Here is a 16,709-nt window from a genome sequence, read left to right as displayed (position 1 = left end):
CATCACAGAGGGTAACAATCCCGTAACCGAAAATCTGCGACACCTGTAGACGGATCCCGAGTACCGCGAGACACGTGAAACCTCGTGGGAATCCGGCAGGACCATCTCAAGGCTAAATACTCCCTAGTGACCGATAGTGAAGCAGTACCGTGAGGGAAAGGTGAAAAGAACCGCGGGAGCGGAGTGAAATAGAACCTGAAACCGTGTGCTTACAAAAAGTCAGAGCCCGTTTATGGGTGATGGCGTGCCTTTTGTAGAATGAACCGGCGAGTTACGTTCCCGTGCAAGGTTAAGGTGAAGAGCCGGAGCCGCAGCGAAAGCGAGTCTGAATAGGGCGCTTAAGTACGTGGACGTAGACCCGAAACCGTGTGATCTACCCCTGCCCAGGGTGAAGGTGCGGTAACACGCACTGGAGGCCCGAACCCACGCATGTTGAAAAATGCGGGGATGAGGTGGGGGTAGCGGAGAAATTCCAATCGAACTCGGAGATAGCTGGTTCTCCCCGAAATAGCTTTAGGGCTAGCCTCGGAGTTGAGAGTCGTGGAGGTAGAGCACTGATTGGGTGCGGGGCCCGCCAAGGGTTACCAAGTCCAGTCAAACTCCGAATGCCACAGACTTTTATCCGGGAGTCAGACCGTGAGTGCTAAGATCCATGGTCAAGAGGGAAACAGCCCAGACCATCAGCTAAGGTCCCCAAGTGCAGGTTAAGTGGGAAAGGATGTGGAGTTGCCCAGACAACCAGGATGTTGGCTTAGAAGCAGCCACCATTGAAAGAGTGCGTAATAGCTCACTGGTCGAGTGACTCTGCGCCGAAAATGTAACGGGGCTAAACCTGCCACCGAAGCTATGGCTCGAACAACTAGATTGTTCTTGGGTAGGGGAGCGTTGTGTAGAGGTTGAAGGTGTACCGTAAGGAGCGCTGGACACTACACAAGTGAGAATGCCGGTATAAGTAACGAAAAGACAAGTGAGAATCTTGTCCGCCGAAAGCCTAAGGGTTCCTGAGGAAGGCTCGTCCTCTCAGGGTAAGTCGGGACCTAACGCGAGGCCGAAAGGCGTAGTGGATGGACAACTGGTTGAAATTCCAGTACCACCGTGAACCGTTATGAGCAATGGGGTGACGCAGAAGGATAGTGACGCGGACTGATGGATGTCCGTCCAAGCAGCGAGGCTGGTGTGTAGGCAAATCCGCACATCGTAAGGCTGAGCTGTGATGGGGAGCGAAAATTGCAGTAGCGAAGGTCATGAGTTCAAGCTGCCAAGAAAAGCCTCTAGCCAGGGAGAAGGTGCCCGTACCGCAAACCGACACAGGTGGGCGAGCAGAGTATGCTAAGGCGCGCGGAAGAACTCTCGTTAAGGAACTCGGCAAAATGACCCCGTAACTTCGGGAGAAGGGGTGCCTCGGTAGGGTGAATAGCCCGAGGGGGCCGCAGTGAAAAGGCCCAAGCGACTGTTTAGCAAAAACACAGGTCTGTGCGAAGCCGTAAGGCGAAGTATACGGGCTGACGCCTGCCCGGTGCTGGAAGGTTAAGGGGAGTGGTTAACCGCAAGGTGAAGCTATGAACCGAAGCCCCAGTAAACGGCGGCCGTAACTATAACGGTCCTAAGGTAGCGAAATTCCTTGTCAGGTAAATTCTGACCCGCACGAATGGCGTAACGACTTGGGCGCTGTCTCAACGAGAGATCCGGTGAAATTTTACTACCTGTGAAGATGCAGGTTACCCGCGACAAGACGGAAAGACCCCATGGAGCTTTACTGCAGCTTGATATTGAACTTGGGTACGATCTGTACAGGATAGGTGGGAGCCAAAGAAGCATGAGCGCCAGCTTGTGTGGAGGCGACGTTGGGATACCACCCTGATCGTATCCGAGTTCTAACCTCGCACCGTAATCCGGTGCAGGGACCGTGTCAGGTGGGCAGTTTGACTGGGGCGGTCGCCTCCTAAAATGTAACGGAGGCGCCCTAAGGTTCCCTCAGAATGGTTGGAAATCATTCGCAGAGTGTAAAGGCACAAGGGAGCTTGACTGCGAGACAAACAGGTCGAGCAGGGACGAAAGTCGGGCTTAGTGATCCGGTGGTACCGAATGGAAGGGCCATCGCTCAACGGATAAAAGCTACCCTGGGGATAACAGGCTTATCTCCCCCAAGAGTCCACATCGACGGGGAGGTTTGGCACCTCGATGTCGGCTCATCGCATCCTGGGGCTGAAGTAGGTCCCAAGGGTTGGGCTGTTCGCCCATTAAAGCGGTACGCGAGCTGGGTTCAGAACGTCGTGAGACAGTTCGGTCCCTATCTGTCGTGGGCGCAGGAAATTTGAGAGGAGCTGTCCTTAGTACGAGAGGACCGGGATGGACGTACCGCTGGTGTACCAGTTGTTCCGCCAGGAGCACGGCTGGATAGCTACGTACGGAAGGGATAAGCGCTGAAAGCATCTAAGCGCGAAGCCCCCTCAAGATGAGATTTCCCAATTAGTAAGACCCCTTATAGACGATGAGGTAGATAGGTTCGGGGTGGAAGTGCCGCAAGGTATGGAGCTGACGAATACTAATCGGTCGAGGGCTTATCCAAGAAAGAGTCTTGCAAGCGAAAGCGAGTGAGACGCGCTGCTCAAGCGTAAAGTGTAAGTTTCGGATCTAGTTTTCAGGGTGCAAACCTTGATGCTTACGTAGTCAGCTTTCTATGAAAGCTCTTAGTTTGGTGATGATGGCGAAGGGGAACCACGCGTTCCCATCTCGAACACGACCGTTAAGCCCTTCAGCGCCAATGGTACTTGAACCGCAGGGTTCTGGGAGAGTAGGACGTTGCCAAGCTAACCTACATAGGTTTATATGATTAAATGTTTTAAATTAGTTCGGCCCGTTGGTCAAGTGGTTAAGACACCTCCCTTTCACGGAGGTAACAGGGGTTCGAGTCCCCTACGGGTCACCAAAGCAAGGGCGCTTAGCTCAGCTGGGAGAGCATCTGCCTTACAAGCAGAGGGTCGGCGGTTCGATCCCGTCAGCGCCCACCATATATGTATTGATTGACGCGGGGTGGAGCAGCCCGGTAGCTCGTCGGGCTCATAACCCGAAGGCCGCAGGTTCAAATCCTGCCCCCGCAACTTAATAATTTCGAAGATAAGTAAGCTTCGAAAACACTGTGGAGCCGTGGTGTAGTGGCCCAACATGCCTGCCTGTCACGCAGGAGATCGCGGGTTCGAATCCCGTCGGCTCCGCCATTTCCATTAGTAAATATTGAGATTTAATTATTGAATTCATATCCCGTAAGGGTTTATTCGTTTGTTTATAATCCATATATTATGGCGATCGTGGCGAAGTGGTTAACGCATCGGTTTGTGGATCCGACACTCGAGGGTTCAATTCCCTTCGATCGCCCATTTCTAAGATTAACCAAATTGGGGATTAGCCAAGCGGTAAGGCAACGGACTTTGACTCCGTCATCCCTAGGTTCGAATCCTAGATCCCCAGCCATTATTATGAGACATTAGCTCAGTTGGTAGAGCACCTGACTTTTAATCAGGGTGTCGTAGGTTCGAATCCTACATGTCTCACCATTAACACAATGCGCGCGTATGGCGGAATTGGCAGACGCACTAGACTTAGGATCTAGCGGGCGACCGTGGGGGTTCAAGTCCCTCTACGCGCATCATGTACCAAAGGATTCCTGATTACTCCTATCTCTTATGGGTATGCATAATCAGGAAGTAAGCTGACAACGGTTCTCTACCGTGTCAGCTTTTTTTATTTTCTTCAAGTTTCCTATCAATAAAAGATGCGAAAATTGAAATAAAATGTAAAATAATGTAAATTAAATCAATCTGTTTATATGAATTTCCTATGACTTTTATAGGCATTTAGTTGAGTGTGGTGTACAATGACTACGAATAGATGGTTCATACTGCCAAAGTATAGAGGTGAATGTGGGGAGAAAAAGACTTAAGTACATGGAAAGTCGGAACTAGATTATGAAAGCGATTGTAAATGTCTTAGCGAGTGCCAAGAGGATATTTTATAAGAAGGAGTTCAATGCTGTGGAGACAATACTCAAACTGCTTCAACGGTTCAGTCACGGATGTAGATGGTTCCAATTAAAAAACCATAAGATTGAGATGAAATTGCTTCTAACGTACCCTTTGCTCATCATTGTCTCTATTACTGTGGTCAGTGTATTTGCCATATATTTTAGCATGTTCCTGTTTCGCGAAAAGTCCCAAGATAACTTTCAAAATGTTTTGAAGCAAATCAGCTATAACATGGATACGCAGCTGAAACAGCAGGACTTGGATACATATCTGTTTATTCAGGATCTGAAGGTGAAACGTTTTTTTGATTCCAGCAACATGGCGGATTCACCAGAATCTGTACAGCTCAAAATTGATTTGCGTAACTTGTTAACGAACTACTTGCTATCTCATTCCAATATCGAAAGAATCGTTCTTATTAACAACCATGATGAGATCGTAAGTAATACCGATGAACCGATTCCGCTCTCTTTGGCTGATTATCATCAAGCAGCAGCACGTGGTGACGGTAAAATGGTATGGATGAAAACGCAGATCTGGCCTGAAAACAAGGTAGTCATTCCTGTATTGAGGCAAATTAAAGACTTGTCCACGCTAAAAAATAACGGGGTGCTGTTGTTATTTTTCAAAGAAAAAATATTCAAAAATAGCGACTTTAAAGGTAATTTGCGTGTGTTGGAGCAGGATAACTATGTAATTTCAAGCAACTATTCAGATCAAATCGGTAGTCAATACTCCCTACAAAATGTAAACGCTCTTTCGGGCAGTACGGGGTCTTTTGTTGATACATCCAAGGGTATGTTCTTTAGTTATTATAAATCAGAATATACGTATTGGACGTATTTATTCAGCATACCGACAAAGGAGCTGTATTCTGGAATTGAGGTTGTGCGCAATTGGGTCATTGTCGTAGCTATTCTATTTACAATCATCGGAATTTTGCTGGCCAAAATGATTGCAAGTAATATTTCCAAGCCTCTCATACAAATTATTCGTGAAATGAGAAATATCGAGACCAACGATTTATCGGTCAATTTGAATTACGACGGTAATGACGAATTAACCTCACTGGCTGCTACCTTTAACAATATGATGAATCGGATCAGAGAGCTGATCGAAAGAGATTCGAATTTACAAAGGCTCAAGCACGAATTGGAAATGCGAGCACTGCAGGCGGAGATCAATCCGCATTTTTTGTACAATACATTGGAAGCGATTAATTGGATTGGCCGTATGAATAAAGTGAATGAAATTTGCGATATTACGGCGATGCTTGCTGATATTATGAGATACAGCATCGACCAAAGCAAAGATATTGTAACCATTCAGGAAGAGTACGAGCATACTCAGAAGTATACGGGTATCCAGCGCATACGTTATGCGGATAACCTGTCGTTTTTTATGGACCTTCCGAAGGAAATGTTAAATGTGCGTATTCCCAAATTAACTTTACAGCCTCTTGTTGAAAACGCTATTTTGCATGGATTCGAGAATAAGCGGGAAGTCGGAAAAATAAAAATTTTGGGCATTGTCGATGAGGAATTTATCAAGATCAGGATTGAGGATAACGGTTGTGGCATGACAGAGGACAAAGTGCATTCTCTATTGTCTCAACAGGAGCAAGGAACACATAGGGGCATCGGTATTTATAATGTTCACCAGCGAATCCGGTTATTGTTTGGAGAAGGATACGGCTTGAGCATCCGCAGCGAGGTTGATAAAGGCACTAGTATTACGATTACTTTACCATTAAATGAAGTGAGGTGACTGATCATGTACAAGGTATTAATTATTGATGATGAAGCAATGATCAGGAAAGGTTTGCGAGAATCTGTTCCTTGGACCGATATTGAGTGTGAGGTGGTCGGCGTTGCCAGCAACGGTTACGATGGGCTGCAGGCGATAGATCAATGGGAACCAGATATTGTAGTAACTGATATTAAAATGCCGGGATACGACGGTATCCAGGTTGCAGAGCATGCGATTCAGACAAACCCCCTGGCAAAAGTCATCTTACTTAGTGGATACAGCGAGTTTGAATATGCACGCAAGGCGATTCAGCTGGGTGTGTTTCACTTTATGTTAAAGCCGACTGTGTATGAAGAAATGAAAAGGGTAATCGCGGATGCAGTCCGGAACATTAAATCGGAGGAACGGCGAAGCCGTGAGTTGGCGAAGTTCAGAAGCGAATTTCAACAGCAGTTGCACATGTATCGCAGCATCTTTTTAAGAAAAATTATTTTGAACGGTCAATCGGATTCTGGAGCACAGGCTTCTGATGACTCGCTGCGGCTTTATGAAATTCCGTTGGAACGAGACTTCTATTTGATTGTATTCAAACCTGATGAGCTGGACACCTTTATTGATAAGGAAGAGGAAAAGCAATACTGGATGACATCCATTACATCTAGTGTGGAGCAATATGTAAGCGGGCGTTCGTCCTGCTATTTTGTTCCTTTAAAGGATGAATGGTTCAGTATCGTATATGTAACCGAGGAAGAAGAATGCCGTGAAGCGATAACACAGATTTGTGAGGAGATCCAAAGCCTCCAATTGACCCATGATATGCCGTTAACACTGTCGTTCAGCATCAGCCGTAGAAAACCGAGGTTAGCCCATTTGAATCAGGCTTACCTGGAGGCGGTGGATGCCATTCAGCATATTTTTTATATGGGTGCAGGCTCCATCATCTTCCATGCAGACGTATCGCAAGCATCTGACAAGGAGGATGGCAGTGTTCCATATGCCTACTATAGCGAATGCAGTAAATTGATTATTAAGGCGCTTCAGGTTGGTGACGAAGAGAGATGCCAGCAGGAGCTCTCCGATTTGTATCAGTCTTTTACCAAAAATCAGGAGCGACCGGGTGTTGTAAGAGCAGTGAGCGTCGAAATAGCAGCACAGGTGCTTAGCTTTGTTGTACGTGGACATATAGAGCTGGATTTTAATACGAGGGAAAAACTGTTTAACGATATCATGTTATGCGAAACTTCAGAGGGCTGTTTCAAAATTATTGAAGATGTTGTGATTTCGATGGTACGTGAAATTTACAAACAAACGAAAACACGGCATAAAAAAGTGATTGAGCAAATCATCGGGCTGCTGCAAGAGCATTATTCGCAAAATATTAGCTTGGAATGGCTGTCGGATCAGGTTCATTTAAACAGTAATTACATTAGCAGATTGATTAAAAAAGAAACCAAAGAAACGTTCACCGATTTACTTACCAACATTAGAATCGAACAAGCCAAAAAACTGCTGCAAAATCCACTCTATAAAATATACGAGATATCCGGGATGACGGGCTTTGAGGACTCTCACTATTTTTCCGTCAAATTCAAAAAAATAACCGGGATCAGCCCGAGCGAATATAGGGACCATTACAAGGAATTGTTTTAAATTTGATTAATGTCATGATTTTAAACGAAATGTACATTTTGTAGTCTACTGATTTAAACAGGATTGTCTTAAACTAAATAAGTAATCGAAAGCATGTATAACTATAAGGGGGAACCTTGAATGAAAAGGTATGGAAAGGCTTTCAAAAGTGGGGTAGCCGGGCTGGCGCTTACACTGGTTATGACTGCATGTTCGTCTGGCGCTGGAAACGCTCCGGTGTCTGGCACAGATGCCAAAAGTACGGCAGATTCCGCAAAAAAAGTAACGCTGCAGCTGATGTTTCCTAAAAACAACGGTTCTGCTGACCCGCGTGCGCAATGGATGCATGATAATGTTGAAGCGTTCAAGAAGGTAGAGCCCAATATCAATTTTGATGTGATTGATAACACGAGTGGCGACAACTACCTGACGACAGTCACAACGAGAATGGCTGCTAATGATGTGCCTGATATTTTTCAAACATGGACACTGGAAAGATTGAGGCCTTTTGCCGAATCGAATCGTGTATATGATCTTACCGAATTCTTGAATTCGACTCCGGAATTAAAGAGTAAATTTTCTCCCTCTGCCTTAAGTGCAACGACATTCGGTAATAAAACATTTGCAATGCCATTGACACAGGATTTGGAGATTATTTATTACAACAAGGAAGTTTTTCAAAAATTCAATCTGCAGACGCCACAAACATACGATGAATTGCTTAACATCATTGATGTTCTGAAGAAGAATGACATCGTTCCGATTACACTGCCCAATAAAGAGCCATGGGTCGGCACCATTCTTTTTATGATGCTGGCTGAGCGGATCGGTGGTATGGATGTTTATCAAAAAACGGTGATCGAGAAAACAGGCTCCTGGACGGATAAACCTTTCGTGGATGCAGCTGCCATGATGCAGGATCTGGTAAAACGAGGTGCTTTCGAGAAAAACGTGAACAGCTTGACCCGTCCGGAATCGGAAATCAAGTTAAGTCAGGGTAAAGCCGGCATGTATATTGGTTTAACATCATCGAGCAACGCAAATCTTGTTCAATCGATGGGCGATAAAGTGGGCTTTTTCAATTTCCCAAATGTAACGGGAGGCAAAGGAAGCAAAGACGATTATTTGCAAACGCCAACAAACGCCTATTCGGTTAGTGCGGCAACGAAACATCCTGAGGAAGTGAAGAAGTTTATCAAATTCATGTACTCCGAGGAACGGCAATTGGCTTTGGCTAAGCTTGGGAATATGCTGGCTTATCAATTTACGGCGAAACCGGGCGATTTGCCGACACTTAGTGAAGATTTGACGAAAGCCGGCAAAAGCGCGAAAAGCTCCATGTACTTCTGGGATTTGCCATTAGGCGTATACATGGGCAAAGAGCTGAATAATACGACGCAAGGCTTTTATATGGATGTTGACCCTCAGCAAGCACTTGCAGCTTTGCAAAAGAAGGCAGAGGATCAGTCGAAGCAAGCACCAGGATCGAAATAGGGAATAGAGAAGCTACAGCAACTACTGGGGAGCCTAAGGATTCAAGGAGCAGGTTCCCTCCCTCCTGGTGGTCATTCAGTGTATGAAGGAGGCACATATCCCAACATGGAAAAAATGCTGCGGAACAAATGGACAATCTCATTTTTTGTTTTTCCGGCGCTGCTTATTTATATGTATGTGCTGCCGATTCCGATCATTAAATCCATCTATTACAGCTTGTTTGATTGGAATTTGATTGGAACGCAAATATTTGTCGGTCTTAAAAATTATTCAGACCTGTTTATAAATGACAATATTTTTATGATGTCACTGAAAAATACTTTGATTTTCTCATTTGGCTGCATCGTTCTACAGCTTCCCTTAGCCTTTCTGCTAGCCAATTTGTTAAATGGCGGCGTTAGGGCGGTTAATTTTTTCAGGAATGTTTATTTTTTTCCGGTTATTATTTCGGGAACCTCCGTTGGATTGCTGTTTTTATTTATTTTTCACAGTGACATGGGTCTGCTCAATATGATGATCCGGGCACTGGGTTACACGGGGTTTGACAAGGATTGGCTGTCCGATTCGAAATTCGCCATATACGGTCCCATTATCGCATTATCGTGGCAATATTTTGGATATCATATGGTGATTTATTTGACCGGGATGTCGACGATATCGAAAGATACGTTCGAATCAGCAAAAATTGATGGAGTTAACGGAGCACAGATGCTGCTACACATCACGCTTCCGCTGATCAAGCCGTTTATCATTATTAGTCTTGTTTTATGCTTGACTGGATCGGTAAAAGCCTTTGATACGGTAATCTCCTTAACTGGAGGCGGCCCTGCGCATCATTCAGACGTACTGGCTTTACATATGTATAATACGGCTTTTGTTCAAATGAGATACGGTTATGGGAGCGCTGTGGCGGTAGTTCTGTTAATGATGAATATTATTTTTTCAGTCACGCTTTCGATATTTGCCTGGGAAAGGAGGTCATAGCATGCAATCCTCCACATCCCGCTATTTGGCCATTATTGTTCGATATGGGTTATTAGTTATTTTGGCAGCAGCTGTCATCTATCCGATTGTCTGGGTTTTTCTGGGTTCCTTGAAATCACAAGAATCGTTTTATACCAATCCTTGGGGGCTGCCTGATCAATTTCATTGGGAAGTATATAAAATTATTTTTGTGGATTTTCATTTACAGATCAATGTATGGAACAGTCTCTATATTTCCGTCATCTCCACTTTGATTATCATAATGCTCTCGACAATGGCGGCGTACGGCTTAATCCGTTTAAAGTGGAAGGGCAGCAAGATGGTACTGGGCGTCATCTTATTAGGAATTATGATTCCGGTGCATTCCACGTTGATCCCGATCTATCTCGACCTGCAAGCCTTTAACAACTATGTGGATACGAGAATCCTGCTTATGCTTCCTTATATTGCATTTGGTATACCTACTTCCATCCTCATTCTGTCGGGATATTATGCTACGATTTCCAAGGACATGGAGGAGGCAGCGGTTATCGACGGGAGCAGCATCATTGGGTGTTTTTTCAAAATCATCTTTCCAATATCGATGCCAGCTATAGCTACTGTGGCGATTCTAAGCTTTATTCATTCATGGAATGAGTTATTATATGCACTGATCTTTTTGAGAAAAACCGAGGCACAGACTCTACCGGTTGCTTTGCTGCAATTTATGGGTTTTTATTCGACGGATTGGGCTCAGGTACTTGCAGCTATTACAGTAGCTATGCTGCCCGGTGTTTTGATCTATATGTTTTTGCAAAATTATATCGTGCAGGGCATTACGGCCGGTGCTGTAAAGGGATAAACAAATTAAGTCTCATACTTAGCAATCTATAAACAGGAGGCCGTTCAAATGAAAAAAGCAGCGATTGTTGGAGAAAGACAGGCCATACTCGTGGAAGCACCTATACCCACAATTCAAAACGATGAGGTGCTTGTTAAGGTGCATGTCGCTCCGATGTGCTCGGAGTACAAAAAGTTTGTCAATGGAACTGTAGGACAATGTTTGGGACATGAGGCTGTTGGTGAGGTAGTGGATATTGCGCAGCATGGACCGCATCAGATTGGAGATCGCGTGGTTCTGATGCCCTTAAACGGCTGCGGCAAATGTCGCCTTTGTCTGGCTGGGGATTACATTCACTGTCTGGACAACAAGATGTCCGATTGCACTATGTCGCAGTATATCGTTAAGCCGGCTTTTATGCTAAAGAAAATTCCTGATGAAGTCAGCTACGAAAAGGCATCGCTGGCCTGCTGCGCTCTCGGACCGACGTTTGGAGCGATGCAGACTTTGGGTGTCAACGTGTTCGATACGCTGCTGGTTACGGGTCTTGGACCTGTCGGTATAGGCGCCATTGTGAATGCGCGTTATAGGGGAGCGAGGGTTATTGCCGTCGAATCCAATGCATATCGAAGCCAACTGGCGAGGGAGCTTGGAGTTGTAGATGTCATTGACCCTCGTGACCCTGATGCGCTGGAGAAGATTCGCTCTTACTGCGATCAGAATGGCCCTGATTATGCCATCGATTGCTCGGGTGCGGTTCCCGCTCACAGACTGTGTATTGATGCCGTGAGGCGAAAAGGAAGTGTTGTGTTTGTTGGGGAAAGCCACGTGGAAACTCCGGTTACCATCAGCAAGGATATGATTCGTAAAGGTCTTCATCTGTTTGGGGCGTGGCACTATAACCTGAATGACTTCCCGAAAATTATGCAGGTGATCCAGCACTCCCCGTTGGTGGAGAAAATGATTACCCATCGATTTCCGATGAGCCGTATTCAGGATGCATTCGAAACGTCGGCACAGCAAAACAGCGTTAAAATTTTATTGAAGCCATGGGAGTAATCTAAGGGAGGAACGTATATGATACCCGCTTTAAACCCGGTAACAACCGGAAAACATGTACCATTTTTGGATTTTTTGGACGCTGCTGCGACAGCTCAATTTCCTGCAATTGATTATCCGATAGTCCCTTTCAGTCAAGTAGCCGATGAACAATCCCAAGATGCAGCCAAGGAGTTATTGCTATCCAGGCAGCTTGTTCTGGGCAGCTTTGGGCTTCCGGTTGAATTCAGGAAAGACGAAAATACATTTTTATCGGATCTCAAAGAACTGCCCAGGCATGCCGCATTGGCCAAACATATGGGGGTTACTCGCTGCTGCACCTGGTTGTTTCCGGCAACAGACGAGCCTGTAGCCGAATATACGTGCCGTTTTGTAAGAAGATTGAGAGAATGTGCAAAAATATTGGGAGCGTACGGCATACGTTTTGGTATTGAATGGGTCGGACCCAAAACATCAAGAACATTAAAGCATGATTTCATTCATACGCTGCCGGGTACGCTGGATTTGATTGATGCAATCGGAGAGACTAACGTCGGTCTGCTGTTCGACAGTTTCCACTGGTTTACATCCCATGCGACCAAGGAGGACATTTTGTCGCTGAAGGCAGACCAAATTGTTCTGGTTCATATCAATGATGCGCCGGACAAGCCGAAAGATCAACAAATTGATAACGAACGGCTGCTTCCCGGGGAAGGTATCATTGATTTAAAGGTAATGCTGACCTCGCTCCAGCAGATCGGTTATGATAGCTTCATTTCCGTAGAAACGTTTAGCAAGGAATTGCCTCTGCTGCCACCTGTTGAGGTCGCTTTAAAAACGAAAAGCGCAGTCGATCGAGTCATTGCCGCCAGTCTATTATAGGTAAGGTTAAGTACAAAGCTTGGAACTACCTTTTCCATAGAAGGTAGTTCTTTTTTGAGCTCATGACTATGGTGAGGATTATTAAGATGCTTGTCAAACTTAGAAGTCTGACGGAAAAAATGTAATATATTGTAAAATAATAATAGTTTCAAAAAAATATTTGCATTTCACTACGAATCCTGATATATTACTATTTGTCGCTAAATTCACGGATATGCGGAAGTGGCTCAGCGGTAGAGCATCGCCTTGCCAAGGCGAGGGTCGCGGGTTCGATTCCCGTCTTCCGCTCCACTAATGAAATAAATATTGCGATTTGTGTGGTAATGTTGTACAATATATGAAGTGTCTTTGTAAAGGGTCATGCGGAAGTGGCTCAGCGGTAGAGCATCGCCTTGCCAAGGCGAGGGTCGCGGGTTCGATTCCCGTCTTCCGCTCCAAAGAAAATATGCCGGTATGGCGGAATTGGCAGACGCGCGCGACTCAAAATCGTGAGGGAAACCGTGGGGGTTCAAGTCCCTCTATCGGCACTAGTTTTAACGGGACGTAGCTCAGCTTGGTAGAGCACCTGGTTTGGGACCAGGGGGTCGCATGTTCAAATCGTGTCGTCCCGATATTCAGCAAATTCTTATGAGTTTGCCAGTCTTTGCGGGTGTAGTTCAATGGTAGAACTTCAGCCTTCCAAGCTGATAGCGTGGGTTCGATTCCCATCACCCGCTTCGAGTTTATAGAGATACCTTGATGCTTATATCAAGGTTTTTTTATTTGCAAAATGCCGATTAATCCTTAATAATTTAGGACTTGCATCCTCTTCGTAGTTGTGATATATTATAAATCGTTCTTGTTTCAGTAGCTCAGCTGGATAGAGCAACGCCCTTCTAAGGCGTGGGTCGGGGGTTCGAATCCCTCCTGGAACGTAATGAATAACCATTAAAGCCGCGATGCTATCGCGGCTTTTTATATTGCCTATTTGCGAGGTCTACGCTCCCATAATAGGTTTTTTCCATAAGCACTTGTGAATTTTTGAGGTGTATCTGGCAACTCAGAGGTACTTCACTTATAATAAGAAAGGCAGACAGCTAACTACATTAGCTTTCCGGATAGCACATAAAATGTTCAAACGGGGTGTAAAGATGAGTTTTTTTGATTTGTCAGGTAAAGTAGCCATCGTAACAGGTGGAGCAGTAGGCTTAGGCGGTGGAATCTCATTAGGATTGGCACAGGCGGGCGCTGATATTGCGATAGTTACGAGCAATGATCGGAATCGTGAAACACAGCAGCAAATCGAGGCTATGGGACGGAAGGTTCACACGATTGTAGCCAATTTGTCTGATGAAAAGGAACTTCCTCGGATCGTAAGTGAAACGCTCTCAGTGTTTGGCAAAATCGATATTTTAGTTAATAATGCGGGAATTATTCGTCGTAAGCCTGCTGCTGAACATGCTGCTCAGGATTGGCACGATGTGATTAATTTGAATATGAATGCCGTTTTCTTTTTGTGTCAGCTTGTAGGTAACGAGATGATCAAGCAGGGATCCGGTAAAATCATCAATATAGCTTCCATGCTTAGCTTCCAAGGCGGCATCAACGTTCCGGGTTATACGGCATCGAAGCATGCTGTAGCAGGAATTACCAAGGCTTTGGCCAATGAATGGGCGAGTAAAGGCGTGCAGATCAACGCGATCGCTCCTGGATATATGGATACAGACAATACGGCAGCTATACGTGCCGATCAAGATCGCAATGCACAAATTTTGGCGCGCATTCCTGCAGGTCGTTGGGGAACGACAACGGATTTGCAAGGCCCGGCAGTGTTCCTGGCTTCGTCAGCTTCTGATTATATGAACGGCCACGTAATGTGTGTCGACGGTGGGTGGATGAATCGATAATGGCAAACGAACAAAGTTCCAATCGGACTCAAATGTTTCAGCCGGAGCTGATCACATTCGGTGAAACGATGGCGCTGATGATGCCGGCAAATTCCAAGGGAATTGAATATTCCTCGCAATTTCAAAGCTTGTTCGGCGGTGCAGAAAGTAATGTGGCTATCGGGGTTGCACGTCTCGGGCATCGCGCAGGCTGGTTTAGCCGTCTCGGGAAGGATCCATTTGGCCAGGTGATATTGAAAAAACTCCGCGGTGAGGGCGTTGACGTATCCCAAGTCGAGCTAACAACGGAGGCTCCCACAGGACTGATGCTTCGCGAGGTCGTTTCAGGGAAAACCTCCGTGTACTACTATCGTAAAGGCTCTGCTGCCAGCACCTTGAAGCCGGAGCACCTGAACGAGGAATATATCAAACAGGCGAAGTTTCTCCATGTGACGGGCATTACACCTGCTCTCAGCGCATCGTGCCGTGAAGCCGCTATTGAGGCGATGAGAATTGCGCGTAAGCATGGGGTTAAAGTATGTTTTGACCCGAATTTGCGATTGAAGCTGTGGGCATTGGATGAAGCACGTGAAGTACTCTTGGAGATGGCAAAAGAAGCGGATTATTTCCTTCCTGGGTTGGACGAGCTGAAGCTGCTGTACCAAACGGATAGCTTTGAAGAGATCGTAGCAAAATTAAGAGAATTAAATGCTGTTTCCATTGTAAAAGGTGGAGATGATGAAACATACGTAGTCGAGAAGGATTCGGTTCAGTCCGTACCTTATTTCAAAGTTGAGCAGGTTGTAGATACTATTGGTGCCGGCGATGGCTTTTGTGCCGGATTTATTGTCGGGTTGCTAAAAGAGTCTTCGCATGTAGAAGCTGTTCGTCTTGGCAACCTGATTGGCAGTATGGTTGTGCAAATGGAAGGCGATTGGGAAGGCATCCCAACCTGGGAGCAGGTTGAAGCCGTACTTAATAATGTGAAGCATGTAGAGCGGTAGGCCAAAGCGCCCCGAGAACAGGTAGTCACGCAAACCAGCATCACACCAAAAGTAAAGCTTGTCCCGAAGGGGCCAAAGCGCCCCGAGAACAGGTAGTCACGCAAACCAGCACCACACCAAAAGTAAAGCTTGTCCCGAATGGGCCAAAGCGCCCCGAGAACAGGCAGTCACGCATACCAGCACCACACCAAAAGTAAGGCTTGTCCCGAAGGGGCTAAAGCGCCCCGAGAACAGGTAGTCTCGCAAACCAGCATCACACCAACAGTCCAGCGTGTCCCATAGGGACGAAAGCGCCCCGAGAACCGGCAGTCACACTAACAGCATCACACCAAAAGTAAAGCTTGTCCCGAAGGGGCCAAAGCGGCCCGAGAACCCAACAATATTCGCATACGTGCCAAGGGAGTCCAGAGGGCAGCGTCCTTTGGGGCCCTCCCTGTAGGGAGGGTTTGGGAGGGTAAAGTAGTAAAGAACATTGAAAAGGATGATCCAACATGAAAAAAATCAAGCTTGTGCAGCAAATTTGCCAAGAAGGTGTAGTCGCGGTTTTGCGTGGAGAAACACCTGATGAAGTTGTTGAAATGGCTGAGCAAGCCATTGAGGGTGGTATTAAAGTTATTGAGGTCACCATGACAGTCCCGTTTGCTCTGCAAGCGATTGAGAAGCTGGCTAAAAAATATTCCAGCTCCACACAAGACCCTTCCAAATACGCTATCATTGGCGTGGGTACAGTTCTGGATCCAGAGACGGCGCGCATCGCCATACTAAGCGGCTCTGAGTTTGTTGTAGGGCCTGCTCTGAATCCGGCTACAGTCACATTGTGCAACCGATACAGAGTGCCGGTAATGCCGGGTGTAATGACGATCCAGGAGATTCAACAGGCGTTGGAGCTTGGTGTCGATATTGTGAAGCTGTTCCCAGGCAATCTATATTCACCAGCAACAATCAAGGCAATCAAAGGCCCATTGCCGCAAGCGAATATTATGCCAACCGGTGGCGTGTCGCTAAGCAATTTGGCCGAGTGGGTTAAAGCGGGAGCTGTTGCTGTAGGAATTGGCTCCGACTTGACTACCGATGCGTTAAAAGCAGGCGATTACAGTCTTGTCGCTAAAAAGGCAGCGCAATACATTGAGGCTTATCAAGCCGCCAAACAGTAATCTGGATTGTATTTTGTTAATAGGATGATTTTTCAATGATCAGCAGGAGATGGGGGCCAAGTGTTTCC

General features: G+C 46.0%; 10 protein-coding genes, 14 tRNA genes and 2 rRNA genes (1 of these 26 running past the window's edge). All 26 read left to right on the top strand.

What is annotated here, in order from left to right:
• A 23S ribosomal RNA gene (locus NST47_RS35625) occupies nucleotides 1–2,569 on the top strand; it begins 352 nt to the left of the window's first position.
• 125 nt (nucleotides 2,570–2,694) lie between these two features.
• Nucleotides 2,695–2,811 (top strand): 5S ribosomal RNA (gene rrf, locus NST47_RS35620).
• Nucleotides 2,812–2,854: 43 nt separating this feature from the next.
• Nucleotides 2,855–2,929: transfer RNA gene (locus NST47_RS35615), tRNA-Glu, on the top strand.
• A gap of 6 nt (nucleotides 2,930–2,935) precedes the next feature.
• Nucleotides 2,936–3,011, top strand: a tRNA-Val gene (locus NST47_RS35610).
• 16 nt (nucleotides 3,012–3,027) lie between these two features.
• Nucleotides 3,028–3,101: transfer RNA gene (locus NST47_RS35605), tRNA-Met, on the top strand.
• A 40-nt stretch (nucleotides 3,102–3,141) separates the two neighbouring features.
• Nucleotides 3,142–3,218, top strand: a tRNA-Asp gene (locus tag NST47_RS35600).
• 84 nt (nucleotides 3,219–3,302) lie between these two features.
• Nucleotides 3,303–3,375 (top strand) — tRNA-His (locus NST47_RS35595).
• A gap of 21 nt (nucleotides 3,376–3,396) precedes the next feature.
• Nucleotides 3,397–3,471 (top strand) — tRNA-Gln (locus NST47_RS35590).
• 7 nt (nucleotides 3,472–3,478) lie between these two features.
• A tRNA-Lys gene (locus tag NST47_RS35585) sits at nucleotides 3,479–3,554 on the top strand.
• A gap of 12 nt (nucleotides 3,555–3,566) precedes the next feature.
• Nucleotides 3,567–3,646: transfer RNA gene (locus NST47_RS35580), tRNA-Leu, on the top strand.
• Nucleotides 3,647–4,109: 463 nt separating this feature from the next.
• The gene (locus NST47_RS35575; RefSeq protein WP_341159330.1) at nucleotides 4,110–5,789 is read left to right on the top strand and encodes a sensor histidine kinase; all 1,680 of its coding nucleotides are present in this window, start codon (nucleotides 4,110–4,112) and stop codon (nucleotides 5,787–5,789) included.
• A gap of 6 nt (nucleotides 5,790–5,795) precedes the next feature.
• A complete protein-coding gene (locus tag NST47_RS35570) occupies nucleotides 5,796–7,421 on the top strand; it encodes a response regulator (protein ID WP_341159329.1) in 1,626 nt (541 codons plus the stop codon).
• Nucleotides 7,422–7,541: 120 nt separating this feature from the next.
• Complete coding sequence (locus NST47_RS35565; RefSeq protein WP_341159328.1) at nucleotides 7,542–8,894, top strand: ABC transporter substrate-binding protein; 1,353 nt, start codon at nucleotides 7,542–7,544, stop codon at nucleotides 8,892–8,894.
• A 105-nt stretch (nucleotides 8,895–8,999) separates the two neighbouring features.
• A complete protein-coding gene (locus tag NST47_RS35560) occupies nucleotides 9,000–9,878 on the top strand; it encodes a carbohydrate ABC transporter permease (protein ID WP_341159327.1) in 879 nt (292 codons plus the stop codon).
• Between the two features lies 1 nt (nucleotide 9,879).
• Nucleotides 9,880–10,719, top strand: a complete 840-nt coding sequence (locus NST47_RS35555; protein WP_341159326.1) for a carbohydrate ABC transporter permease — start codon at nucleotides 9,880–9,882, stop codon at nucleotides 10,717–10,719.
• Nucleotides 10,720–10,767: 48 nt separating this feature from the next.
• Nucleotides 10,768–11,757: a zinc-dependent alcohol dehydrogenase gene (locus tag NST47_RS35550; RefSeq protein WP_341159325.1), complete on the top strand. Its 990-nt coding sequence runs from the start codon at nucleotides 10,768–10,770 to the stop codon at nucleotides 11,755–11,757.
• Between the two features lie 18 nt (nucleotides 11,758–11,775).
• On the top strand, nucleotides 11,776–12,618 hold the full coding sequence (locus NST47_RS35545) for a sugar phosphate isomerase/epimerase family protein (protein WP_341159324.1): 843 nt from the start codon (nucleotides 11,776–11,778) through the stop codon (nucleotides 12,616–12,618).
• A gap of 216 nt (nucleotides 12,619–12,834) precedes the next feature.
• Nucleotides 12,835–12,909: transfer RNA gene (locus tag NST47_RS35540), tRNA-Gly, on the top strand.
• A 71-nt stretch (nucleotides 12,910–12,980) separates the two neighbouring features.
• Nucleotides 12,981–13,055 (top strand) — tRNA-Gly (locus NST47_RS35535).
• A gap of 10 nt (nucleotides 13,056–13,065) precedes the next feature.
• Nucleotides 13,066–13,145: transfer RNA gene (locus tag NST47_RS35530), tRNA-Leu, on the top strand.
• 10 nt (nucleotides 13,146–13,155) lie between these two features.
• Nucleotides 13,156–13,229, top strand: a tRNA-Pro gene (locus tag NST47_RS35525).
• Between the two features lie 34 nt (nucleotides 13,230–13,263).
• Nucleotides 13,264–13,334: transfer RNA gene (locus NST47_RS35520), tRNA-Gly, on the top strand.
• Between the two features lie 124 nt (nucleotides 13,335–13,458).
• Nucleotides 13,459–13,532: transfer RNA gene (locus NST47_RS35515), tRNA-Arg, on the top strand.
• A gap of 216 nt (nucleotides 13,533–13,748) precedes the next feature.
• Nucleotides 13,749–14,504 carry a 2-dehydro-3-deoxy-D-gluconate 5-dehydrogenase KduD gene (gene kduD, locus NST47_RS35510; RefSeq protein WP_341159323.1) on the top strand — a complete coding sequence of 252 codons (756 nt, stop codon included), beginning with the start codon at nucleotides 13,749–13,751 and terminating at the stop codon, nucleotides 14,502–14,504.
• Nucleotides 14,504–15,487 carry a sugar kinase gene (locus tag NST47_RS35505; protein ID WP_341159322.1) on the top strand — a complete coding sequence of 328 codons (984 nt, stop codon included), beginning with the start codon at nucleotides 14,504–14,506 and terminating at the stop codon, nucleotides 15,485–15,487. The genes kduD and NST47_RS35505 overlap by 1 nt, the downstream gene beginning before the upstream one ends.
• Before the next feature lie 491 nt (nucleotides 15,488–15,978).
• Complete coding sequence (locus tag NST47_RS35500; protein ID WP_240414678.1) at nucleotides 15,979–16,641, top strand: bifunctional 2-keto-4-hydroxyglutarate aldolase/2-keto-3-deoxy-6-phosphogluconate aldolase; 663 nt, start codon at nucleotides 15,979–15,981, stop codon at nucleotides 16,639–16,641.
• The last annotated feature ends 68 nt before the right edge of the window (nucleotides 16,642–16,709 follow it).

Source organism: Paenibacillus sp. FSL H8-0034 (genome assembly GCF_038000305.1).
Lineage (GTDB): Bacteria > Bacillota > Bacilli > Paenibacillales > NBRC-103111 > Paenibacillus_S.
This window is presented reverse-complemented; position numbering and strand designations above follow the sequence as displayed.